Here is a 23,932-nt window from a genome sequence, read left to right on the forward strand (position 1 = left end):
ACAATATTATAATTGACGGATGTTGCATTTACCTAAAATCAAAGAAAGGACAATGTGTTCTCCGAAAAAGTCGGGAAATGTAGAATTTAAATTGCATTTTCAGATTCTTCAACTTTAGATTGAAACGTATTCTATATTCTGCTCGTATGTTATGTATCAATTAATCAAAGGAGCGCTGACCTATGAAACGCGAACAACATATCCGCCGCCTCGTCGACTACGCACGGCAAGGCAAAGCAAAAGCGATTATGATCGGAGCCGGTTCCATCTTCCTGACGAGCACGTTCCTGCGAACGGTCGACCTCTCACAACCGCTCCTCATCGGACTCGGGTTTCTCGGCGTCGTCCCGCTGCTCGTGCGTGAATGGAAACTCGGGACAATCCGGAGTACATTCAACGATGACGCGACGTATCAACGGCTCATCCGCTTCCCGTTTTGGCTGACGCTGTTTGGCCTCCTTGTCTTGTACGCGTTGCTTGGGTGGTTTGAAACCGGCTCGCCGGGGACGTCGTTCTTTCTAGCGCTCGGCGTCCTGTTACTTGGCATGTTCGCCCTGCAACGCGCCTTCGACCGCAACATCCTAAAACTCGAACCCGACTATATCACCGACCGCGAACTGCATCGCGAACTGAACTGACCGACCGTCTCCTCGCGAGGCGGTCTTTTTTAGGTCCAAGTTCCTAAAAAGACAAAGAACGAAACGGAACGGCAACATGACATGATGTTGCGAAAAAATGATAAATGATTCCCTCCGATTGTCAAGATGAACAGGGAAAGAACGTATTACGGTAGGCTCATGCCTTATTTCTGTCGTCCATTCTGTCTGTAGGGAGGGAAACATGTATGAATCAGCAAACGACGATCGTCGGTGATCTCGTCGAGGTACTTAAGAAAAGCAAGTGGTTACTCGTACCGTTCATCCTGCTCGGCGGGCTCGCTGCTTATTATGTGAGCACGGCGTTCATCCAACCGACGTACGAGGCCTCGACGCAAGTGCTCTTAGTGACCGAACAAGAAGGCGACCGCGTCGACAGCTCGGAAGTGCTCTCGTCGCTCTCGCTCGTCAATACGTACCGGGTCATCATGAAAAGCCCGGCCATCTTGAACGAAGTGACAGAGCGCGTCCCGAACGCGCCAGACCCGATCAGTGACGTGCTCACGGTCGAGAGTGAGGAAGAGTCACAAGTCATCAGCGTCGTCATCACCCATACGGACGCGGCGGTGGCGGCCGAGACGGCGAACGTCATCAGCGAAGTGTTCGCGGACGAGATCCCGGACTTGATGAACATCGACAACGTCCGCATCTTGTCGCCGGCTGAAGTGCCGCTCACCCCGATCTCACCAAACATCCTCGTCAATACAATAATCGGTATGTTCGTCGGCTTGTTCTTCGGCGGGCTGATCGGTCTCTTACGCTACGTGTTCGACAAACGGATCCAAAACGAACAAGAGGCGGAACGGCTCTTAGACCTTCCCGTCATCGGGTCGGTGCCGGTCATCGAACGGCGTGACATGAAACCGAAAAAAATAAAAACGAACACCCCTAAAGGGAAAGGAGAGGTCCCTCATGTTTCTGAGAAAAAAGAACGACAATCTTCCTGATTACGGGCAGCGTGATTTGATCACGCTCGCCAATCCGAAGTCGCCGATCTCGGAGCAGTATCGGACGATCCGGACGAACCTCGAGTTCACGTCGATCGGTCAGAAGCTACAGATGATCAACGTCACATCGGCCTCGACCGGGGAAGGGAAGTCTACGACCGCGGCGAACCTTGCCGTCGTCTATGCGCAGCTCGGAAAGCGCGTCCTCCTCATCGACTGTGACCTTCGTAAACCGACGGCGCAGTTCACGTTCAACCTCTCGTCCCAAGCCGGGCTATCGACGATTCTCGTCGGACGGATCTTGCTCGAGCGGGCCATTCAAAAGACAGGTGTCGAGCGATTGTCGCTCCTAACCGCCGGACCGATTCCGCCGAATCCGACCGAGCTCATCGCTTCTGACCAGATGGTCGAACTGCTCGACGAGGTGCGCCGGCAATACGATATCGTCATCCTCGACGCGCCGCCGATGATGCAAGTGGCGGACGCCCGTCTGCTCGCAAAAATCGCCGACGGCACGATCCTTGTCATCAGCTGTGAAAATTCGGAGCGCCAACTCGTCGTGAAAGCGAAAGAACAGCTCGAGCGGACCGGGACGCATATGCTCGGCCTCGTCTTGAACAAGCGGAAGAGCGGACGGCATAAGTATTACGCGTACGAGTGAGGTGGCGACGATGAAGATTCTCCATATTAACGCGATCAACGACGTGAAGAGCACTGGACGAATCTGTAAAGAACTCGCATCTGTCCATCACGACTGCGGACACGAGACGCGTGTCGCCCACTCGACGGGACCGGTCACCGAGGCGAGTTACGTCATCGGCGATCCCGTAGACGTGAAGCTGCACGCGCTGCACGCCCGGCTCACCGGACGGCAAGGCTACGCCTCACGATTTGCGACGGAGAATTTGGTCCGTGACATCGAGCGCTACGCTCCGGACGTCGTCCATCTCCATAACTTGCATGCCAACTACGTTCATCTCAGGACGTTGTTCGAATACTTGGCCGCACGCGATATCCCGACCGTGTTGACGCTCCATGACTGCTGGTTCTTCACCGGCAAATGCACGCATTACACGACGGTCGGGTGCAACAAGTGGCAACACGGCTGCGGCGACTGCCCGCAACTTCGGGACGATATCCCGAGCTGGCTGTTCGACCGGACGAGCGAGATGCTCGACGACAAGCGTCGCTGGTTGACGGCGATTCCGCGTCTCGCCGTCGTCGGGGTCTCCGACTGGATCACGACCGAGGCGCGCTTTTCGTTCCTCCGACACGCTGCCGTATTGCGCCGGATTCATAACTGGGTCGACCTCGACGTGTTTCGTCCGGTCGACGCGACCGAGCTCCGGGCACGGCTTCAGTTGGCCGACAAGATGGTGCTGCTCGGTGTCGCGAGCACGTGGAGTGAGGCGAAAGGGCTCGGTGCCTTCCTCGACCTCGCGGCGGCACGTCCGAACGACGCCTTTCTCTTGATCGGCCGGCTTGACGACACAGAGCTCCCGGACAACGTCATCCACGTCAACGAGACGAACGACGCCCGTGAGCTCGCCCGCTACTACGCGCTCGCCGACGTGTTCCTCAACTTATCGGAACAGGAGTCGTTCGGCAACGTCACGGTCGAGGCGATGGCGTGCGGGACGCCGGTGCTCGTCTTGGACGCAACCGCGAGCCCGGAACTCGTCACCGACGATACGGGTGTCGTCGTCGCGACACGGGGACTTACCGATTTGAATTACGGGATCGAGCGCATCTTTGCCCGTGGCAAACGGTCGTACAAAGATGCGTGCGTCACCCATGCCCGGACGAATTTTGCGCTCCGTGACCGCGCCATCGACTACTTGGACGTCTATGCGACGCTCCGACACGAGAAAGTGAGGAATATTCTATGAAACCACTCGTCTCGATCGTCATCCCGGTGTACAACGGGAGCAACTATTTGGCCGAATGTATCGACAGCGCCCTGGCCCAGACGTATACACACATCGAAATCATCGTCGTCAACGACGGCTCGACCGACGGAGGGAAGACGGCCACCGTCGCCAAGACCTACGGCGACCAAATCCGCTACATCGAGCAAGTGAACGGCGGCGTCTCGAGCGCGCTCAACCGTGGGATCGACGAGATGCGCGGTGACTTCTTCTCTTGGCTCAGCCACGACGACTTGTACGCCCCGCGGAAGATCGAGACGCAGCTCGAGACGCTCGAGCGGGAAAGACTCGACCCGTCACGGACGATCCTCGTCACCGGCACCCGCTTCATCGACGAACACGGGGCCCCGATCCGACGTTACCAGCGCAAGTTCACCGGGTTGTATGAAGCGGGTGATATGTTCCGTCACTTGATGTTGACGTCGAGCCTGAACGGTTGTGCGCTCCTCATCCCGCGCGCGGCGTTCGCAGCGCGGCGCTTCTCGGAGGATGACCGGTTCATCCAAGATTGGATGTGTTGGATCGGGCTCGCGCTTGAAGGGTTTGACTACTATTTGACGGATGAGCCGCTCGTTCTGTCCCGGATTCACGGGGCCCAACAGACGAAAAAGATTGCCCACCGCGCCGAAATAGAGTCGGACCGCTATCTCAGCCAGTTACTCCTTGACGTCGAGCGCCGTCCGGACGCGGGTACGCTCATCCCGATCATCTTGCGCCATACGTTCAAAGAAGACGCGGCGGCGGTGCGTGAAGCGTATCTCGCGACCCGGGACGTGCGTGACTATTTCAGTCCGTTCGAACATGGGCGTCTGCGGTTCAACGGACTGTTGATCTCGAACTTGCTGTCGCTCTATCGGGGCGTCACGAACCTCATCTATCGTTAGAAAAGAGGCGACCTCATGACCATCTATCTCGTCAACATCGCACTGCTCGTCCTCTGGGCGATGCTGCTCATGCGTTCTGACACGACTTACAGGCGCGGTTGGTTCGTGACGTTCGCGACCGTCCAGTGGGTCGTCTTGTCGGGATTTCGTCACATCTCGGTCGGGGACGACACGGCGCAATACGGAGCGCTGTTCCTTGCGACGAAACCGTTGCCGCTCGAAGCGCTGACGCGGGACTTCTTTACCATCGTCTTCACAGAGAGCGAGGACCCGGGCTATTATTTGTTCCAACGGCTCACCCAGTTCGTCATCTCGGACTATCAACTGTATCTCGTCTTGATCGCCGTCATCTTCATGGTGCCGCTCGGTTACTTCATCTATAAATATTCGAGCGAGCCGCTCATCAGCTTTTTACTGTTCTCGGTCCTGTTTTATGAATTTTTCGCCGTGACGGGGTTACGCCAGACGGTGGCGACGGCGCTCGTCGTCCTCGTCGGTTATCACTTCGTCCGGGCCCGCAAGCTCCTACTGTTTCTCGTCCTCGTGTTCGTCGCCATGACGATCCATAAGTCGGCGCTCGTGTTCTTTCCGTTTTATTTCTTGGCCAACCGGCAACTGACGAAAGCGTACATTCTCGGCATGCTCGGCTTCATCGCCGCCTTGTTCGTGTTTCGGGGCCCGTTCTTTGAGATGTTGGTGACGTTATCTGGCTACGACACGTATGACTACATGGCCGGTGCGGGTGCGATCAACTTCAGCGTCATGCTCCTGTTCGTCCTGTTCGTCGCCTTATGGCGGCGCGATGAGATCTTGGCGAACAACCCGTCGGCGACGCATTACTTTAACGCGTTGTTCCTCGCGGCATGTTTCTTGCCGCTCACGTTCATCAACCCGTCGATGATGCGGCTTGTCCAGTACTTCACGCTGTTCTTGATTCTGATGATCCCGGAGATCCTCAAGACGTTCGAGCGGCGCGAACGATTGCTCGTCTATTACGCGGCGGTGACGCTTTTAGTCTTGTTGTTCCTGCAGGATGCACCGGTGTATACGTTCTTCTGGCAGTAAGGAAGAGAGGTGGAAACACATGTCGACACGCGTCGAGCCCGATGAGGCCGCGAGCACGCGCAAAATCAAATACGGGGCAGCGATGTCGTATACGCAAATCTTTTTCGGCATCTTGTCCGGATTGATCTATACGCCGTGGATGATCCAGGAGATCGGTCAGGCGAACTACGGGCTCTACATGCTCACCATCTCGCTGATCAGCATGTTCGCGATGGACTTCGGGCTCGACGCGGCCGTGTCCCGGTTCATGAGCAAATACATGGCCGAAGGGGACGAGGATAAGGCGGCACGCTTCCTCGGCGTCGCCTATAAACTGTTCACCGTCATCGGCTTCGTCTTGTTCGTCATCCTCGCGGTCGTCTATTTCTTCCTCGACTCGGTATACGCGGGGCTGACCGCGGCCGAGCTCGACAAGTTGAAAGTCCTGTACGTCGTCGCCGGTCTGTTCATCGTCATGTCATTCCCGGCGAAACCGTTCACGGGCATCCTTGTCTCACATGAGTACTTCTTGTTCTCGAGCGCGCTCCAGTTAACAGAAAAGATCGCGACCGTCGTCCTCATGGTGACGGCGCTCCTTCTCGGCTACGGGCTGTATGCGCTCGTCCTCGTCACCGCGTTCGTCGGCACGCTCGTGCTCATCATTGAATACATCTTTATCCACCGGAAGACGACGGTCCGCGCGAACTTCCGTGAACGCGACAAAGGAATTTATAAAGACATCTTCGGCTTCATGACATGGAGCACGGTCACGCTCGTCGCCCAGCGCTTCATCCTCAACATCACGCCGAGCCTGCTCGGGATGCTCGCCGGCAGTGCCTCGATCGCCTTGTTCTCGGTCGGGATGGTCATCGAAGGATACGTCTGGACGATCGCGTCGGCGCTCGGTTTCTTGTTCTTGCCGAAAGTGAGCCGGATGCTCACGCGTGACGACAGGGGAGGAATCGCCGTCTTGTTCGTCCGGATCGGTCGCATTCAGCTCTACATCGTCGGATTGATCGTCCTGTCGTTCTTCGTCCTCGGACAAGAGTTCATGCGGCTCTGGGTCGGCGAGGCGTTTCGTGACTCATATTACGTCGCGCTCCTCCTTATCACCCCGAGCCTCATCACATTGACACAAGACATCGGCAACACGACGCTCATCGCCGAGAACAAAGTGAAATATCGGGCGTATGGCGCACTCATCGTCGCCTGTATCAGCATCACGTTATCTCCGCTCCTCATCCCGATTTACGGGCCGATCGGGGCGGCTGTCGCCATCTGTATCGGCAATGTCGTCGGGCTCGTCTTCTACATGAACTTCGTCTACAGCCGCATCCTCAAACTCGACATCGTCCTGTTTTTCCGGTCATGCCACGTGAGGATTCTTCCGGCGCTCGCGCTCTATACGGTCATCGGTTGGGGCATCCAACAGCTGTTCCCGGCGTCGAACCTGTTCACCTTCGCCTTGAAAGGGGGCGTGCTCGTCGTCCTCTATGGCATCATCATGTGGTTCCTCGCGTTTGATGACAGCGAGAAAGCACTCGTCCATCAAGTGTTCGCCCAAGTGAAGATCCGCATCCTATCCATCCACCATACTTCTTAGGAGGGAACGTTATGAATCGACTCAAAGTGATGACCATCGTCGGCACGCGCCCGGAAATCATCCGTCTCTCGGCCGTCATCGCCAAGCTCGAGGCGTCGGAGGCGATCGAACACATCCTCGTCCACACCGGACAAAACTACGACTACGAGTTGAATGAGATCTTTTTCGAAGACTTCGGTCTGCGCACACCGGACTACATCCTCGACGCCTCCGCGGACGGGCCGATGGCGACGATCGGCAACATCTTGATCGCGGTCGATCCGGTGCTCAAGGCGGAACGACCGGACGCCGTCCTCATTCTCGGCGATACGAACAGCTGCCTCGCCGCCATCGCCGTCAAACGCCATAAAATCCCGATCTTCCACATGGAGGCAGGGAACCGCTGCTTTGACGAACGGGTGCCGGAAGAGACGAACCGCCGCATCGTCGACCATATCGCCGATGTCAATTTGACGTACAGCGACATCGCCCGCGAGTATCTTCTGAAAGAAGGGCTCCCGTCCGACCGCGTCATCAAGACGGGCAGTCCGATGTTCGAGGTGCTCACGCGCCAGCGAGACAAAATCGACCGCTCGGACGTGCTTGACCGGCTCGATCTGACGGCAGGCGGCTACTTCGTCGTCTCCGCGCATCGGGACGAGAACATTAGTGCGGATGAGAACTTCTTCGACCTCGTCGACACGTTGAATGCGATCGCCGAGACGTACGACCTCCCGCTCATCATCAGCACGCACCCGCGCACCGCCAACCGGATTCGCGAGACCGGGGTGACGCTGCACCCGAATATCCGCACGCTCAAGCCACTCGGGTTCAGCGATTACGTCCACTTGCAACTTCATGCGAAAGCGGTACTCAGTGACAGCGGGACGATCAGCGAGGAGAGCTCGATCCTCGGGCTGAAGGGCTTAAACATCCGCCAAGCGCACGAACGGCCCGAGGCGATGGAAGAAGGGGCGGCGATGATGGTCGGCTTGAAACGCGACCGCGTCCTCCAGGCGCTCCGCGTGTTAGAGGAGACGGATACGCCGATGCGCCTGGTTTCCGACTACGCGATGCCGAACGTGTCCGATAAAGTGCTCCGCATCTTGTTGTCGTACACGGATTATGTGATGCGCGAAGTGTGGAAACAGACTCCGGGGAGTCCGCTCAAGAAGGAGGTGTGAGGGATGCGCTATTTGAATCAAAAGCGGAAACTCGACATCGTCTTAAGTTCGCTCGCACTATTTTTGCTCGCACCGTTGCTCGTGTTGATCGCGATTTTGATCAAACTCGACTCGAAAGGACCGGTCCTGTTCAAACAGCAGCGCGTCGGTCAGGACGAGACGTTGTTTTGGATCTATAAGTTCCGGACGATGCGGGACGACACGCCGAAAGACGTGCCGACCCACCTGTTCGCCGACCCGACGAAACACATCACGCCGATCGGTAGCGTCCTCAGGAAGACGAGCCTCGACGAACTCCCGCAACTCGTCAACATTTTAAAAGGCGACATGGCGCTCGTCGGTCCGCGGCCGGCGCTGTGGAATCAGACCGATTTGATTGAGGCGAGACGCGCAGAAGGCGTCGCCCCGGTCAAACCAGGCCTGACCGGGTGGGCGCAAGTGAAAGGACGCGATGAGCTCCCGATCGAGGTGAAGGCGAAGTTTGACGGGGATTACGTCCGGCACATGGGTCACCGTCTCGACCTCGTCTGTATCTTGTTGACGGTCCGAAACGTCCTCCTGCGCAAAGGCATCATCGAAGGGCAGGTCGAACCGCCGACCGTCCCGTTGAAAGAAAAAGAGATGACACATGTTGCGAAAAAATGATAAGGGTTTCCCTTCTATTACCAATTCATTTCAAATTTGGCGGGTAAAAGACTTCATACACAACCTCCTGACCTCTCAGACAATGCACCTCAGAAAGGAGACTCGATCATGTTTTCGAATAAGACTTTGCTCATCACCGGCGGGACCGGCTCGTTCGGCAACGCCGTCATGGAACGGTTCCTCCATACGGACATTAAAGAGATCCGTATCTTCTCGCGCGACGAGAAAAAACAAGAAGACATCCGCAAGCGCTACAACGATGACAAACTGAAATTTTACATCGGTGACGTGCGCGATTCGAATAGCGTCAAGAACGCGATGTACGGCGTCGATTACGTGTTCCACGCCGCGGCGCTCAAACAAGTCCCATCGTGCGAATTTTTCCCGATCGAAGCCGTCAAGACGAACATCCTCGGCACCGAGAACGTCTTGAACGCTGCCGTCGACGCCGGTGTCGCGAAAGTGATCTGCCTGTCGACGGACAAGGCGGCCTATCCGATCAACGCGATGGGCATCTCGAAAGCGATGATGGAAAAAGTATTCGTCGCCAAGGCACGCGCCGTCGGACCGGACAAGACGCTCATCTGTGGCACCCGTTACGGAAACGTCATGGCGTCACGCGGCTCGGTCATCCCGCTCTTCGTCGAACAGATCAAAAACGGGGAACCGCTCACCGTGACCGACCCGCTCATGACCAGGTTCTTGATGAGTCTCAGTGACGCGGTCGAACTCGTCGTGTTCGCCTTCAATTATGCGCACGCGGGCGACATCATGGTCCAAAAGTCACCGGCTTCGACGATTGGTGACCTCGCCGAGGCGCTCAAACAATTGTTCCAAGTCGACAATCCGGTCAAAGTCATCGGCACCCGGCACGGCGAGAAGACGTTCGAGACGCTCATGACACGTGAAGAACACGTCCTCGCTGAAGATATGGGCGGTTTCTTCCGTGTCCCGGCCGATAACCGTGATCTCAACTACGATAAATACTTCAGTGAAGGCAGCAGGGAGCTTACGGTCCAAGGCGAGTACAACTCGAACAACACCGAACAGCTCGGCGTAGAAGACGTGAAACGGCTGTTGTTGACGCTGCCCTACATTCAAGCAGAACTCGCAGCTTGGCACGTGCTGAGCTCGACGAAGCGGATCGGGTGAGGTGAGTCTGATGAAACAACGGCTCGTCTTCATCACGAACATCGCCGCCCCGTATCAAGTCAAGTTCTGCTACGCGCTCCAAGAACATTTCGATACCGAGTTTTGGTTTTATGACCAATTGACTGCCCGGCGTCCCGACTGGTGGAAAGTCCCGCTCGGTGATCGCTGCCGAGTTCTATCCGGTTCACGATTTATTGGGCCACTTAATTACGTTTCCTTTGATGTATTTAAACAACTCAATCGATTTGAGCCGGATATTATTTTGCTTGGAGGTTTCACACCGCTTCATTCGCTCATCTTGAAGATTGCGAAACGAAAAGGAAGTAAAGTCGTCGTCTTGAGCGAGCCGATTCGGGACGTGTCAAACGAGGATAACGCTTCGGACAAGTTGCTCGAACGAGTCAATGCGAAATGGAAGACACGAATCTTGCATCACATGTTTGCTGGAGCTGACCTCATCTTCGGAATGGGACAAGTCGCACGTGATCAGTTCGTTCGTGAGTTCGGATTTACTGATAAACAAGTCGTCAATGCACCATATCCAATCGATATTGAGGTTTATTTCGACCATCCGCTTCGTGTGAAACGGCGAGGTGATCCGATTCGGATTTTGTTCGGGAACCGGCTCATCGATCGCTACCAACCGCTCGTCGCCCTAGAAGCGTATCGAGCCTTGAAACGAGACTACCCGAACCTGTCGCTCGCATTGAATCGCGATGGACACTTATACGAGGTGTGTCGTGACTACATCAAGGAGCATGACCTCGAAGGTGTGACGTTCTTGGATGAAATCGACGCCTGGGACAATATGCATCTCGTCTATCGTGACTCGGACATCTTAGTCTTGCCGGCGACCTATTCGAACGGCAACTTGACGATCATCGAGGCGTGCGCGTCCGGGATGGGCGTCGTCGTCAGCCGTCAAGTCGACAACGTCTCGGGGCATTTGACGGAAGGGGAGAACTGTTTCAAGTGTGAGCCGACCGCTGCGTCGCTCGAGGCGTCACTCCGGAACTATCTAGAAGTACCGGAACTTCTCGAAATACATGGAGCCCTTTCAAAACAAAACGTCGAGCATCGACGAAATTCTAGTACTGCTTTAACGTATCGGGATTTAATCGCACAAGCTAATCTCATCTGACAACAAAGGAGATTAACAACATGATGAAGCTCATGTTACTCGGAGGAGCCATGCACCAAACGCCAGTTATTTTGAAAGCGAAAGAGAAAGGAATCTTCACGATCCTGTGTGATTACTTGCCGGACAATCCGGGGCGTCACGTCGCTGATCGCTATTATTGCGTCAGCACACTCGACCGGGATCGCGTGCTCGAATTGGCACAGGAAGAGAAAATCGATGGGATTCTCGCCTACGCGTCCGACCCGGCCGCTCGGACCGCGGCTTACGTCGGCGAAGCGCTCGGACTCGTCACGAACCCGTTCCAGACGGTCGAGACGTTGACGAATAAAGCCAAATTCCGTGCCTTCTTGAAAGCGAACGGCTTCCCGACGCCTGAGGCATACGCTTTCACCGAATTCGAGACGGCCGTTTCAGCACTGTCGACGATGCGTGGGACGTACGTCGTCAAACCAACCGACTCGTCGGGCAGTAAAGGGATTAGCCGCATCACCTCGTCGGATACGCCCAGGAAGATTCGCGAGAAGCTAGCCGCAGCCTTCGAGATGTCACCGGGCGGAGAGATCGTCGTCGAGCAGTTCATCAAACGTGATGGCTATCAAGTCGCAGGAGACGGGTTTGTGATCGATGGAAAACTCGTTTTTCGGTGCTTTGGGAATGGTCACTTCAATGATAAAGGGATCAATCCATACGCACCGATTGCTGCGAGCTTTCCAAGCGTTCACTCGGAAAAGATTCAAAAACGTGTCCATGAAACACTTCAGCGTATGATCACAGCAGTCAAATTTCAGAATGGGGCACTCAATTTTGATATTCTCGTTTCTAATCGAAAAATCTATTTGATTGATATCGGCCCCCGTAACGGCGGCAACTATATCCCGCAGATCATCGAACAGGCGACCGGCGTCGACATGGTGAGCGCGACGATCGACCTCGCGCTCGGACGACCGGTCGAACTGGAAATGAAACGTGTCACGACGCCGTCGAGTTATTTCATTCTCGGCAGCCAAATCCCGGGGCGTTTTATCGGACTCACGTTCGCATCCAAAGGGTACACGATCGTCAAATCGAATTTGGCCTACGCGATCGGTTCGGATGTCCCACGCTTCGAAGGGGCGAACAAATCGCTTGGCAGCCTCATCCTGCGATTTGAAGACGTGCCGACGATGCTCCGTTTGCTCGATCATCCGGACAAATGGGTGACGCTTCACGTCACGCCGGCTACTCAACGGAAGGAGGGATTATCATGGACATCGTCGTCACCGGAGCAAACGGCTTTTTAGGAAAACACCTCACGCACGCACTTGAACAGGATGGACACAACGTCCTTAAAGTCACGCGGGAGACACACTTCGCTGAACGGAGCCGGATGCTCCGAGCGGCCGACTTCGTCTTCCATCTCGCCGGCATCAACCGGCCGGAAGACCCGCACGAATTCATCACCGGGAACGTCGATTTGACCGAGGTCATCGCGACGGAGCTATTGTCATACAACCCGGTCCCAATCGTGTTCGCCTCATCGATCCAGGCGACACAAGACAATGATTACGGTCGCAGCAAGCGTGACGCGGAAAACGTGCTCGTCGTCTACAGTGAACGCTCGGAGACGCGGGTCCACTTGTTCCGCTTGCCGAACGTGTTCGGGAAGTGGGGGCGTCCGTTTTATAACAGCGCCGTCACGACGTTCTGTCATCAGATCGCGCGCGGCGAGACGGTCACAGTGAACGACCCGGACCGATTGCTCACACTCGCCCACGTCGATGATGTCGTCGCCTCGTTTCTTGAGACGTTGACGACGGACGTCTCGCTCTATCCGACCGTCCCGGCGCATGAGATCTCCCTGCTCGACGTCGTCCGGACGCTCGGGGCGTTCGAGACGATGCGGGCGGCGCACAGCGTGCCGGACTTGTCGGACGCGTTCACGAAACAGCTGTATAGCACGTACACGAGTTACTTGCCGAGAGAGCGGATGGTGACACCGCTCCTGATGCACCGCGACGCGCGCGGCTCGTTCACCGAGTTCTTGAAGACGCCGGACCGGGGGCAAGTGTCGGTCAACGTCGCCAAGCCCGGCGTCAAAAAAGGGGAGCATTGGCACGATACGAAGCATGAGCAATTCCTCGTCGTCAGCGGGGAAGGGGTCATCCGGCTCCGCGAGGTCGACGGGACCGAAGTCATGACGTTCCATGTGAGCGGGGAAACGCTCGAAGTCGTCGAGATCCCGCCTGGATACGTCCACAATATCGAGAACGTCGGCACGACCGACCTCGTCACCATCATGTGGGTGAACGAACCGTTCGACCCGGGCCAGCCCGACACGTACTCAGGCACCGTCGACCGAGCTGAAACCGAAGTGTTGTGAGGAGGAAACGCGATGATCATGGTCAGTATCAACTGCATCACCTATAACCATGAGGCGTATATCGGTCAGGCGATCGAAGGATTCCTCATGCAGGAGACGGATTTCGACTTCGAGATCCTGATCCATGAGGATGCGTCGACGGACCGGACAGCCGAGATCGTCCGGGGTTACGAACGCATTCATCCCGACAAGATCCGGGTCATTTATCAGACGGAAAACCAGTACTCAAAAGGCGTGTTCGTCAACTTGTTGAACGAAGAGCGGGCCCGCGGCAAATACGTCGCCCTCTGTGACGGTGACGACTACTGGACCGACCCGCACAAGCTGCAAAAACAAGTCGACTACATGGAAGCAAATCCCGACTGCACGCTTTGCTTCCACGACGCCTACGTCGAGACGGACGACACGTTGCATACGGATTGGCGCGTCATTCCATGGATGCCTGAGAACCGGAAGTATGCGTCGTTTGAAGCACGGACGTACAACGCCGGTGAGCTGCAACTGCTCGGGTTCATCCCGACGATGTCGATGTTGTACCGAAACGGACTGATCATGGACGGGCCGGACTGGTTGAGCGATGCGCCGGCAAAAGACGGGGCGATGAAACTGTACGTCGCGAGTCATGGCTACGCCTACTATATGCCCGAGGTGATGAGCGTCTATCGGTTCGGGGTCAAAGGTTCGGCGACGACGATCTGGAACGAAGGGAATCTCGAGCGGGATATCGCGCGTCACGAGGCGTTCATCCGCTTCATTGACACGTTCGATGCGTATTCGAAAGGACAGTACCGTCAAGAGATGGAGGTTTCACGGATCTCGTTCGAGGTCGGGTTACACCGGCTGAGACGAGACTATGCCGCTTTGAAGTCACCACGGTACGACCGCTACCTTGACCGCTTCATCGGCAAAGAGCGGATTCGTCCTTATTTGATGGTGCGTCATCCGATTGTCACCGAACTGTTGATTCGGCTTCGGTCGCTACGGGCGACGTAAGGAGGGCGACGAATGTGAAACTGGCGATCATGCAACCTTATTATTTTCCATACCTCGGTTACTTCCAACTCATGGCCGCGGTCGACACGTTCGTCATCCTTGACGATGTCCAGTTCATTAAAGGGGGCTGGATCCATCGCAACACAATCCTGCTCGAGGGTAAAACGAAGCCGATTTTAATGCCGGTCGAGCACATGTCTCAACTGCGTTTGATCAACGAGCATGACCGTGTGCTTGATGCGAAGCAGCGGCACTCCCAGTTACGTCTCATCCGTCACGCCTATCAGCGTGCGCCTCACTTTGACGACGTCATGCCGATGGTCGAGCGGATCATGAAAGACGAGGAGCGGAACGTCGCCGCTTACTTAGGGAGTCTCTTGAGTGAGGTGCGTGACTATATCGGACTCGACACATCAATCGTCTATTCGTCTGATCTCACGAACGACAAAGATGCGAAATGTGAGCACCTTGTTTTATCCATCTGTGAACATTTAAATGCGGACCATTACATCAACGCGATCGGGGGTACGGCCTTATACGATAAAGCGATGTTCGCCGAAGCCGGGGTCGTGCTCGACTTCATTAAGATGGACCCGGTCACATACCGGCAATTCAATGAACCGTTCACACCGAACTTGTCGATCATTGATGTGCTCATGTTCAATTCGAAACCGAAAGTCCGCGAGTTGCTGAACGCCTACACGCTAACTTGACTTAATAGAAGGAGAGGGACTAGATGAACTTACCGAAACACGATCTGTTGCCGCCGATCCCCGTGACACGTCCGGCGATGCCTGAGTTCGAGGCGTACGTCGAGATGATCCGACCACTCTGGGACAGCCGCTGGCTCAGCAATCGCGGCGAACACGTCCGCGCACTCGAAGAAGAATTGACGGAATTGCTCGGTACAGAGCACGTCTCGCTCCTGACGAACGGACATTTGGCGCTCGAGACGGCGATCGACGTCCTCGGCCTCTCGGGCGAGGTCATCACGACACCGTTCACGTTCGCCTCGACGACGCATGCGCTCGTCCGAAAAGGACTGACACCGGTCTTTTGTGACATCAATCCGCTCGACTATACGCTAGACGTCTCGCAGCTCGAGTCGCTCATCACCGACAAGACGTCGGCCATCCTTCCGGTGCACGTGTACGGCAACGTTTGCCACGTCGACGAGATCGACCGCATCGCCAAACGGCACGGGTTGAAAGTACTGTACGATGCGGCCCATGCGTTCGGGGTCACGCATCAAGGACGGAGCATCGCCACATATGGAGACATGAGCATGTTCAGTTTCCATGCGACGAAAGTATTCCATACGATCGAGGGCGGTGCGCTCGCCTACGATGAGACGAGTCACCACGCCGCCATCGAACAGGCCGTCAACTTCGGCATCACCGGACCCGAAGCGGTCGAATCGGTCGGGGGCAACGCCAAGATGAACGAGTTCCAGGCGGCGATGGGGCGCTGTAACTTGCCGCGGTTCGAGCACGACGTCATGAAACGGCGCGCCATCGTCGAACGCTATGACGAACGGCTCAGGGGAATCCCGACGATTCGCTTGAACCGCCGAGGCGACGACACCGTCTCGAACTACGCCTACTATCCGGTGCTGTTCAAAGGCGACCGACGCCGCCGCGACGAGATGATAGCTTGGCTCGCCGAGCACGGCATCTTCGCCCGGAAGTACTTTTATCCGCTCGTCACCGATTTTAGTTGTTATACGTTCGACGCCCGCATGCCGAACGCGAAATATGTATCCGACCGCATCTTGACGCTGCCGCTCTATCCGGACATGACGCTCGAGATGGTCGACCGGATTTGCGACTTGATTATTGAAGGAGGGAACCGGACATGAAAGGAATCATTTTAGCAGGCGGTAATGGGACACGGCTCTATCCGATGACGAAAGCAGTCTCGAAACAGTTGCTCCCGATTTACGACAAGCCGCTCATCTACTATCCGATGTCGGTCTTGATGCTCGCTGGGATCCAAGACATTCTGCTCATCTCGACACCGAAAGACATCAATGGCTATGAGCGGTTGTTCGGGGATGGACATCAGCTCGGGTTGTCGATCACGTATAAAGTGCAAGACAAACCGGTCGGTCTCGCCGACGCCTTCATCCTCGGCGCGGACTTTATCGGTGACGACTCGGTCTGCCTCATCCTCGGTGATAACGTCTTTTATGGACAGGATTTGACGCAGTTCTTACGTGACGCGAAACAACGCGAGACGGGGGCTACCGTGTTCGGTTATCCGGTCAAGGACCCACGCGCGTTCGGTGTCGTCGAGTTCGACGATAATCGCCGCGTCATCTCGATCGAAGAGAAACCGGCGCAGCCGAAGTCGAACTATGCCGTGCCCGGTCTCTACTTCTATGACAACCGTGTCGTCGAGTACGCCAAACAAGTCCAGCCGTCCCCGCGCGGCGAGCTCGAAATCACCTCGATCAACCAGATGTACCTCGAGGCCGGTGATTTGAACGTCGTCTTGTTCCGACGCGGGATGGCGTGGCTCGATACGGGGACGCCGGAAGGGATGATCAAGGCGTCGGTGTTCGTCCAGACGGTGCAGGAACGGCAAGGTTACTATATCGCCTGTCTCGAGGAGATCGCCTGGCGCCGCGGGTTCATCACGTCGACCGAGCTCCGCGATATCGGCCAAACGTTAAAGATGACGGATTACGGGCAGTATATCCTATCACTTCTTGAAGAGGAGCGTGTCGAAGATGAAGACTTTACTCGTAACTGGCGGAGCCGGGTTCATCGGATCAAACTTCATAAAGATGCTTCTGGAAAACGAGCAGTGGCGTATCGTCAACCTTGACGCGCTCACGTACGCCGGTAACCTCGAGACGCTGCAAGACATCGACGACCCGCGTTACGTGTTCGTCAAAGGTGACATCCGGGACCGCGAGACGGTCGAACGCGTGTTTGCGACGTATGACGTGACGCGCGTCATCCACTTCGCGGCCGAGTCGCACGTCGACCGGAGCATCGTCGAACCGGACGTGTTCTTGACGACGAACGTGCTCGGGACACAAGTGCTGTTAGACGCGGCGAAGCGGCACTGGAATTTACGTCCTGATGATAAACACTCACGTGACTATTCGGAAGGCGTCAAATTCGTCCACGTCTCGACCGACGAGGTGTACGGGACGCTCGGGCCAGACGGGCTCTTCACCGAGACGACCCCGCTCGCCCCGAACAGTCCGTACTCGGCCTCGAAAGCGAGCTCCGACCTCATTGTCCGAGCCTATCACGAGACGTACGGCCTCCCGGTCAATATTACGCGTTGCAGCAACAATTACGGGCCATACCAATTCCCCGAGAAGCTGATCCCGCTCATGATCCAACGCGCCGAGCGCGGGGAGACGCTCCCGGTGTACGGTGACGGTCAACAGATCCGTGACTGGCTCCACGTCAAAGACCATTGCGTGGCGATTTGGACGGTCGCTGAGCGGGGACGCGACGGCGACGTGTATAACATCGGTGGCAACAATGAACAAGCGAACGTGACGATCGTCCGCTTAATTTTAGAACTGCTCGGTAAAGATGACTCCCAGATCACATTCGTCACCGACCGTCCCGGGCACGACCGCCGCTACGCGATCGACAACACGAAGATCACGACCGAGCTCGGATGGCGTCCGGCCTACACGTTCGACCAAGGCTTGCGGGAGACGGTCGACTGGTACGTCACGCATCCTGACTGGGTCGACCACATCGTTTCCGGGGATTATGCACACTACTACGACAAGATGTACGCGAAAGGGTGACGGGGAATGGCTGAGACGACGAAGACGACGTACGAATGGACGAACCGGCGCTTGCTGTTCAGTCCGGAACGAGATACCGACATCGATTGGATGGATGCATTCGCACAGGCGCCGTCCGTGCTCGAGCGCGATACGTATTTGCGCATCTATTTCAGTTGCCGGCCGAAACCAATTGATGGCCGCTACGTCAGCTATAGCGCTTACGTCGACGTCGATAAACGAGACTTCTCGATTTTACGCGTGAGCGAACAGCCAGTGCTTTCACTCGGGGAGCGGGGCACGTTCGACGAGTTCGGCATCTATCCGTTCTCGGCGATCGACGTCGGGGACGAGGTACACGCCTACTACGGCGGCTGGACACGTTGTACGTCGGTCCCGTTCAACGTCACTATCGGCAAAGCAGTGAGTCGGGACGGTGGCAAGACGTTCGAGCGGATCGGACCGGGACCGGTTTTGTCGTATACGCTCGATGAACCGTTCGTCTTGAGCGGGCCGAAAATCCGGCGCTTTAATGACACGTGGTACTTGTTTTACATCGCGGGCCGGGAGTGGCTCATGCACGAAGGTAAACCGGAACCGGTGTACAAGATCCGTCTCGCCACGTCAGCCGACGGCGTGAACTGGGTGAAACAAGAGCGCGACTTGATCGAGAGCATCGTCCCGGACGAGGCACAGGCGAGCCCGGACGTGTTTTATGAGAACGGGTCGTACCATATGTTCTTCTGTTATCGCGACGCGACCGATTACCGGAAGAATCCCGAACGGACGTATCGGCTCGGCTATGCGTCGTCGCCGGACTTGTTGAACTGGACGCGCGACGATGACGTCATGCGCTTCACCCGCTCAGACGTCGGGTTTGACGACGAGATGGTCGCCTATCCACACACGTTCGTCGTCGGCGGGAAGCGTTATCTGCTCTATCTCGGCAACGAGGTCGGACGGGCCGGTTTCGGCATCGCCGAGCGGAAGGAGGAAACGACATGAAGTGGCGGAAACTCGGGCATATTTTCGATCCCAAGCCGCACGGCTTTTTCGGGGACTATTCAGCGTTCGCTCAATCACCGCAAGCACTCGTCTTCGACGACTTCGTCCGCATCTACTTCTCGACCCGGGAGCCGGATACGGACGGGACGTTCAAGAGCCATATCCGTTACGTCGATATGACACCGTCGTTCGAAGTGATCGCCGTATCGCACGACCCGGTCATCCCGCTCGGAAAACTGGGCACGTTCGATGAGCACGGCATCTTCCCGTTCCACGTCACGCGGACGGACGCGGGCCTGTACGGATATACGAGCGGCTGGAGCCGACGCGAGTCGGTGTCGGTCGAGACGGGGATCGGCCTGTCGGTCAGTCATGACGACGGGCATACGTTCGAGCGGCTCGGTGATGGGCCGGTGCTATCGGCGAGTGTCGATGAGCCGTTCCTCGTCGGGGACCCGTTCGTCTTCACGAAAGATAAGCTGTATATGTACTACATTTACGGTACGACGTGGAAGACGGGCCCGGACGGCGTCGCCGAACGGACGTACAAGATCGCGCTCGCGACGTCCGAGGACGGGCGCACGTTCAACCGGTGCGGCCGCATCGTCGATGATGTGATTCCAGACGAGAGCCAGGCACTCCCGACCGTGTTCGAGGCGGGTGGCCGCTATCACATGGTGTTCTGTTTCCGTGACACGTTCGGCTTCCGGGACGACCCGACGCGCGGCTACCGGCTCGGTTACGCTTATTCCGACGACCTCATGCAGTGGACGCGCGACGACGCCTCGCTCGATTTCGAGCGGAGCGACTCGGGGTGGGATTCAGCAATGGAATGTTACCCGCACGTGTTCGAGATGAACGGGCGGCAGTATTTGTTGTATAACGGCAACGCCTTCGGACGTGACGGCTTCGGTGTCGCCGTCTTGGAGGAAGTATGATCACGCTCGGCCGCGGGTCTGTCGCCGACTACGAGGCCCACCTCGAGGCGTGTGATGCCTTGTTCCCGACGGCACTGTCGGAACGGATCGACTTGCACGAATATGCGCGCAAGCTGCATGACCGGGCGACATCGTTCGAACTGTGGGACGACGACCGGTTGCTCGGCCTCCTCGCGGCCTACTTCGATACGGACGTCGCCTTTATCAGCCATATCTGTGTCTTGCCGGAGGCGCCGAAAGGGAGCGGGCATGACTTGTTGGTCAGACTGTTCGATGAGGCGGCGCAGCATCATAAGCAGTTGATCCGGCTACACGTCGAGAAGACGAATGAGCACGCCATTTCATTTTATAGAAAGCATGGCTTCGTCGGGACGGGACAAGCGGGGAACGATGTGATTATGGAGCGCGAAGCGTGAAGGTTCTGAATAGAATCGAAGCGCTTCTTTTTGTTTGGCCCGGGGAGTGTCAACAGAACGTCACTCGAATTTTCATAGGAGGCGTGGTATAACAGATTTATGTGAATAAATGAACAAACGGAGGATGAGCATGAAACGTTTACTATTGATTGTACTCGGTGTGATGATGTTGGCAGCTTGCGGGACAAGCGAGGCGGATGAACGGGGAGAGCAGTTTACATATACGAGGTATGAGCTCCCGCTCGAAGATAAGGTCGCGCTCGGCGATGGTTCGCACGAGATCGTCTTCGTCTTTGACTACAGTTGCCCATGGTGCAAAAAATGGATGGAGAGCGTCTTGCCGGAGATCGAGTCGCGGTGGATCGAGACGGGAGAGGCGACGTTCAAAGGACAGCCGCTCGTCTTGTTGAATGAGCAGTCGCAACTGCTCGCTAGTGTCGATGCGAATGCGGAACAAGTGATGCCGGAACGGTACTATGCGTTGCAACGCCACATCGGGCTCGACGCCGAGACGGTCTCGGACTTTGGTACGGAGGCGTACGTCCGACGGCTTGCGGAAACGTTCGATGTGGACGCGGAAGCTCTGCTCGCGCCGCAAGTCGACGCGGGGATTCAAAACGCACGGCTCTATACGCGTGACCTCGGCGTCGAATACGTGCCGACCGTGTACGTGAACGGGATTAAGTTGCTCGATGCGTTCAGCTTAGAGGAGATGGAGCGGGTCATGTCTGGCGAGATTGAGGCGGGGGACCAAGTCGAGATGCCGAAAGAATGAACAAGCGACACCCTCATTTCTACTGGGTGTCGCTCTGTCCGCAGGCGATGCCGTCAAGATCGGTGTCGAACGACAGCAAATAGGCGTCGTGCTCGAGTGGGACACCGTCCGGGTAGACCGCGTTCAAATCGAGGCAGGAACTGTACACCTCGAAGAACGCATCCGTCTCGTCGGCCGCGGCGATTGCGTCGTCTTGGAGGGCGGCTAGTTCACTTTCGAGTTGCTCGTTCAAGGCGTGCGCTTCCCGCAATTCGTCTTCGAGCGCGTACATCTCGGTCCGTTGCGTCTTAACGACTTCTTCTAGATCGAACACTTTTTGAAACAAGTTGTCTTTCATCGTGTCTTCGCGGACGGCAAGGCGTGCCTCGAGTTTCTCGGTCACGTCCCGCTCGATTTGAATCGCTTGCCAAGCGAGGGCGTCGGCATGTTGTTCCTCGAGGGCGAGCAGGGATTCGTCATAGTTCGCCTCGACCTCAGCTAAGTCGGCGCTGACGTGCAGCTTGTCTTGTTCCAAGTTGTAGTAGTAGACGCTCGAGCCGACGAACAGTAAATATAAGACGGTCGCGAAGACTTGTAGTTTGATCGGCTCGACCGGATGTTCGGCGAACCAGATGAACACGAGACTGAGCGTGCTCGCCACGCATGCAGCCGTGATGAACGTCATGATCGTCATAGACACCCCTCTTTTCCTAGACTCTCTTTGACTATTCCTGTTTCGACTCGAAAACGAAGCGACAACGCGAGCATACTTTCAAGAAATCGAATCGACAGCTAGATGTTGAACAACATTTATCACAGCGAATGTTCACGTGTCATACATATCGAAAAAGCAGGAGTTTCGGCAGATTCGTGGAATACTGCAAAAAGAAAAAAGCGTTCGACTGTCGTCAAACGCTCTTCTTGTCTTCAAGCTGTTGATTTTTACGCCATTTCCAAATCACGAGACCGAGGACGAGGAAAATCGGAGCGGCCACCCAAGGACGGGCTTCGAGAATCGCGACAATTTCAAAGATGGACAACCATCCGCTGATCATGACGAGGATGAGCAACAAGGTTCGCAGTCCCCCCCGGACCGGAAACCAGTAATAGATGAATAACGTGATCAAAAAGAAAGCGAGCAAGCCCATGCGGTTAGTCCTTTCTAGCATCATTTTGACCAATTATAGCAGACAACATTGCGAGAGTGTTAGAGGGTTCCCTTTAAGACGACTTTTCGCTACAGTTGAAGATAGATTATCTAAGGAGGAACTAGCGTGAAATTTGGAATCATCGGCTTAGGATATGTCGGATTAGCCACCCTGTGTGGCCTTGCAAAAGCGGGACATGAAGTCATCGGTGTCGAGAAAGACCAACCGAGACTGCGCCGCCTCATGAGCGGCCACGCACCGTTTCACGAGCCGGGTATGTCGGAGGTGCTCCAAGACTATGCAGACTCGATCACACTTACGGATAATACCGCCGACACAAATGATGTCGATTACTTGTTCTTAGCTGTCGGTACGCCGAGCAAGGAAGATGGCAGCTGCGACATGACGTTCGTCGATGCCGCTTTGTCTGAGATCAACACGAAGCAAAAAATCGTCATCCGCAGCACTGTGCCACCGGGAACGACCGACTTACTCAGCATCATGTATCCATCCCATACGTTCGCAATCGTGCCGGAATTCTTACAAGAAGGGCGTGCGCTCGCCGACGTCCTTAAACCGCAACGCGTCGTCATCGGCAGCGGGAATCTTGAAATCAGCGAAGAACTCGCCGGCATTTATGGCCGTCTCGGTGTGCCGATTGTTTGCACGACACCAATCAACGCCGAATTGATCAAATACGCCTCGAACGCATTTTTAGCCACAAAGATCAGTTTCATGAACGACTTGTCACGCCTCGCGGATAAAGCAGGCGCCGATATCGCGACGATTGCCGACGGGATGGGGCTTGACCCGCGCATCGGACGTTCTTACTTAAACGCTGGTCTCGGTTACGGCGGCTCGTGTTTCCCGAAAGATATGAACGCGCTCTTGAACGTCGCGGCCGAGAACGAACTCGACTTGCCGGTCATCCGTGCGGCGATTCAAGCGAACGATGAACAGATTGCCTACGTCGCATCGAAGATCGAACACCGTCCGAACCTGCGTGTCGCTTTCCTCGGTCTCGCCTTTAAACCAGGGACGGACGATATGCGTGACGCACCGTCGATCACACTCGCCAATCACTTACGGTTACGTGAAGTCGAAGTCGTCGGCTACGATCCGCTCGCGAAGTGGGAGTACCGTCAAGCGTTGACACCAGAAGAAGCGCTTAAAGGAGCCGACGTGGCGATTCTTGTCACGGAATGGGACGAACTCGTCAACTTGAAGCCGGAAGCGTTCGCCGGGATGCGGACGAAACGGTTGATTGACGCACGCAACGCATGGAAGTATGCGCGCGACCCAGAAGACGTCGAGTACGAAGGCGTCGGCCGCATGCAGGGCAAGACGAACACACCGTCATCGAAATGAGCAAAGACGAGACCTTTCAACAGGTCTC

25 protein-coding genes are annotated in these 23,932 nt (G+C 56.1%); 23 read left to right on the forward strand and 2 right to left on the reverse strand.

Annotation, left to right across the window (positions count from 1 at the left end; genetic code table 11):
- Positions 1 to 182 precede the first annotated feature (182 nt).
- From KNP77_RS12395 to KNP77_RS12500, 22 genes are all read left to right on the forward strand, one after another.
- Positions 183 to 638: a hypothetical protein gene (locus tag KNP77_RS12395; RefSeq protein WP_214891059.1), complete on the forward strand. Its 456-nt coding sequence runs from the start codon at positions 183 to 185 to the stop codon at positions 636 to 638.
- 206 nt (positions 639 to 844) lie between these two features.
- Positions 845 to 1,603, forward strand: coding sequence for a YveK family protein (locus KNP77_RS12400; protein WP_131470129.1), 759 nt, complete (start codon positions 845 to 847; stop codon positions 1,601 to 1,603).
- Positions 1,569 to 2,264: a CpsD/CapB family tyrosine-protein kinase gene (locus tag KNP77_RS12405; protein ID WP_131504541.1), complete on the forward strand. Its 696-nt coding sequence runs from the start codon at positions 1,569 to 1,571 to the stop codon at positions 2,262 to 2,264. The genes KNP77_RS12400 and KNP77_RS12405 overlap by 35 nt, the downstream gene beginning before the upstream one ends.
- Positions 2,265 to 2,274: 10 nt before the next feature.
- Positions 2,275 to 3,492: a glycosyltransferase gene (locus tag KNP77_RS12410; RefSeq protein ID WP_214891061.1), complete on the forward strand. Its 1,218-nt coding sequence runs from the start codon at positions 2,275 to 2,277 to the stop codon at positions 3,490 to 3,492.
- Positions 3,489 to 4,415, forward strand: coding sequence for a glycosyltransferase family 2 protein (locus tag KNP77_RS12415; RefSeq protein WP_214891063.1), 927 nt, complete (start codon positions 3,489 to 3,491; stop codon positions 4,413 to 4,415). Before KNP77_RS12410 ends, KNP77_RS12415 begins: the two co-directional genes overlap by 4 nt.
- A gap of 15 nt (positions 4,416 to 4,430) precedes the next feature.
- Positions 4,431 to 5,480 carry an EpsG family protein gene (locus KNP77_RS12420; RefSeq protein WP_214891065.1) on the forward strand — a complete coding sequence of 350 codons (1,050 nt, stop codon included), beginning with the start codon at positions 4,431 to 4,433 and terminating at the stop codon, positions 5,478 to 5,480.
- Between the two features lie 19 nt (positions 5,481 to 5,499).
- Positions 5,500 to 7,062: an oligosaccharide flippase family protein gene (locus tag KNP77_RS12425; RefSeq protein WP_214891067.1), complete on the forward strand. Its 1,563-nt coding sequence runs from the start codon at positions 5,500 to 5,502 to the stop codon at positions 7,060 to 7,062.
- Between the two features lie 11 nt (positions 7,063 to 7,073).
- Complete coding sequence (gene wecB / locus KNP77_RS12430) at positions 7,074 to 8,225, forward strand: non-hydrolyzing UDP-N-acetylglucosamine 2-epimerase (RefSeq protein ID WP_214891069.1); 1,152 nt, start codon at positions 7,074 to 7,076, stop codon at positions 8,223 to 8,225.
- A 3-nt stretch (positions 8,226 to 8,228) separates the two neighbouring features.
- Entirely contained in the window at positions 8,229 to 8,870 is a 642-nt protein-coding gene (locus KNP77_RS12435; RefSeq protein ID WP_131464312.1) for a sugar transferase, read from the forward strand.
- A 108-nt stretch (positions 8,871 to 8,978) separates the two neighbouring features.
- On the forward strand, positions 8,979 to 10,022 hold the full coding sequence (locus tag KNP77_RS12440) for a polysaccharide biosynthesis protein (protein ID WP_071398222.1): 1,044 nt from the start codon (positions 8,979 to 8,981) through the stop codon (positions 10,020 to 10,022).
- Between the two features lie 10 nt (positions 10,023 to 10,032).
- Positions 10,033 to 11,163: a glycosyltransferase family 4 protein gene (locus KNP77_RS12445; RefSeq protein ID WP_214891071.1), complete on the forward strand. Its 1,131-nt coding sequence runs from the start codon at positions 10,033 to 10,035 to the stop codon at positions 11,161 to 11,163.
- Positions 11,164 to 11,183: 20 nt separating this feature from the next.
- Complete coding sequence (locus tag KNP77_RS12450; RefSeq protein WP_214891073.1) at positions 11,184 to 12,443, forward strand: ATP-grasp domain-containing protein; 1,260 nt, start codon at positions 11,184 to 11,186, stop codon at positions 12,441 to 12,443.
- On the forward strand, positions 12,407 to 13,522 hold the full coding sequence (locus KNP77_RS12455; RefSeq protein WP_214891075.1) for a polysaccharide biosynthesis C-terminal domain-containing protein: 1,116 nt from the start codon (positions 12,407 to 12,409) through the stop codon (positions 13,520 to 13,522). Before KNP77_RS12450 ends, KNP77_RS12455 begins: the two co-directional genes overlap by 37 nt.
- 12 nt (positions 13,523 to 13,534) lie before the next feature.
- Positions 13,535 to 14,515, forward strand: a complete 981-nt coding sequence (locus KNP77_RS12460) for a glycosyltransferase (RefSeq protein ID WP_214891077.1) — start codon at positions 13,535 to 13,537, stop codon at positions 14,513 to 14,515.
- Positions 14,516 to 14,529: 14 nt separating this feature from the next.
- Positions 14,530 to 15,228, forward strand: a complete 699-nt coding sequence (locus KNP77_RS12465) for a WbqC family protein (RefSeq protein ID WP_353048828.1) — start codon at positions 14,530 to 14,532, stop codon at positions 15,226 to 15,228.
- A 23-nt stretch (positions 15,229 to 15,251) separates the two neighbouring features.
- Positions 15,252 to 16,373, forward strand: a complete 1,122-nt coding sequence (locus KNP77_RS12470; protein WP_214891079.1) for a DegT/DnrJ/EryC1/StrS family aminotransferase — start codon at positions 15,252 to 15,254, stop codon at positions 16,371 to 16,373.
- Entirely contained in the window at positions 16,370 to 17,344 is a 975-nt protein-coding gene (gene rfbA, locus KNP77_RS12475) for a glucose-1-phosphate thymidylyltransferase RfbA (RefSeq protein WP_131464301.1), read from the forward strand. The genes KNP77_RS12470 and rfbA overlap by 4 nt, the downstream gene beginning before the upstream one ends.
- Positions 17,247 to 18,296, forward strand: a complete 1,050-nt coding sequence (gene rfbB, locus KNP77_RS12480) for a dTDP-glucose 4,6-dehydratase (protein WP_131490128.1) — start codon at positions 17,247 to 17,249, stop codon at positions 18,294 to 18,296. Before rfbA ends, rfbB begins: the two co-directional genes overlap by 98 nt.
- Positions 18,297 to 18,302: 6 nt before the next feature.
- On the forward strand, positions 18,303 to 19,280 hold the full coding sequence (locus tag KNP77_RS12485) for a glycoside hydrolase family protein (protein ID WP_214891081.1): 978 nt from the start codon (positions 18,303 to 18,305) through the stop codon (positions 19,278 to 19,280).
- Entirely contained in the window at positions 19,277 to 20,218 is a 942-nt protein-coding gene (locus KNP77_RS12490; protein ID WP_214891083.1) for a glycoside hydrolase family protein, read from the forward strand. Before KNP77_RS12485 ends, KNP77_RS12490 begins: the two co-directional genes overlap by 4 nt.
- A complete protein-coding gene (locus KNP77_RS12495; RefSeq protein WP_131464293.1) occupies positions 20,215 to 20,634 on the forward strand; it encodes a GNAT family N-acetyltransferase in 420 nt (139 codons plus the stop codon). Before KNP77_RS12490 ends, KNP77_RS12495 begins: the two co-directional genes overlap by 4 nt.
- A gap of 130 nt (positions 20,635 to 20,764) precedes the next feature.
- Positions 20,765 to 21,409: a thioredoxin domain-containing protein gene (locus KNP77_RS12500; protein WP_214891085.1), complete on the forward strand. Its 645-nt coding sequence runs from the start codon at positions 20,765 to 20,767 to the stop codon at positions 21,407 to 21,409.
- A 19-nt stretch (positions 21,410 to 21,428) separates the two neighbouring features.
- Here KNP77_RS12500 and KNP77_RS12505 read toward each other — a convergent pair whose 3' ends face one another.
- Both KNP77_RS12505 and KNP77_RS12510 read right to left on the reverse strand, forming a co-directional pair.
- The gene (locus KNP77_RS12505) at positions 21,429 to 22,082 is read right to left on the reverse strand and encodes a hypothetical protein (protein ID WP_214891087.1); all 654 of its coding nucleotides are present in this window, start codon (positions 22,080 to 22,082) and stop codon (positions 21,429 to 21,431) included.
- A 214-nt stretch (positions 22,083 to 22,296) separates the two neighbouring features.
- Positions 22,297 to 22,536 (reverse strand): hypothetical protein, encoded by a 240-nt coding sequence (locus KNP77_RS12510; RefSeq protein WP_070328462.1) that lies wholly within the window; start codon positions 22,534 to 22,536, stop codon positions 22,297 to 22,299.
- 126 nt (positions 22,537 to 22,662) lie between these two features.
- Here KNP77_RS12510 and KNP77_RS12515 point away from each other — a divergent pair, with 126 nt between their 5' ends.
- Positions 22,663 to 23,904, forward strand: a complete 1,242-nt coding sequence (locus KNP77_RS12515; RefSeq protein WP_071398207.1) for a UDP-glucose dehydrogenase family protein — start codon at positions 22,663 to 22,665, stop codon at positions 23,902 to 23,904.
- The last annotated feature ends 28 nt before the right edge of the window (positions 23,905 to 23,932 follow it).

The sequence above is a fragment of the Exiguobacterium sp. s142 genome (genome assembly GCF_018618455.1).
Taxonomy (GTDB): Bacteria; Bacillota; Bacilli; order Exiguobacteriales; family Exiguobacteriaceae; genus Exiguobacterium; species Exiguobacterium aurantiacum_A.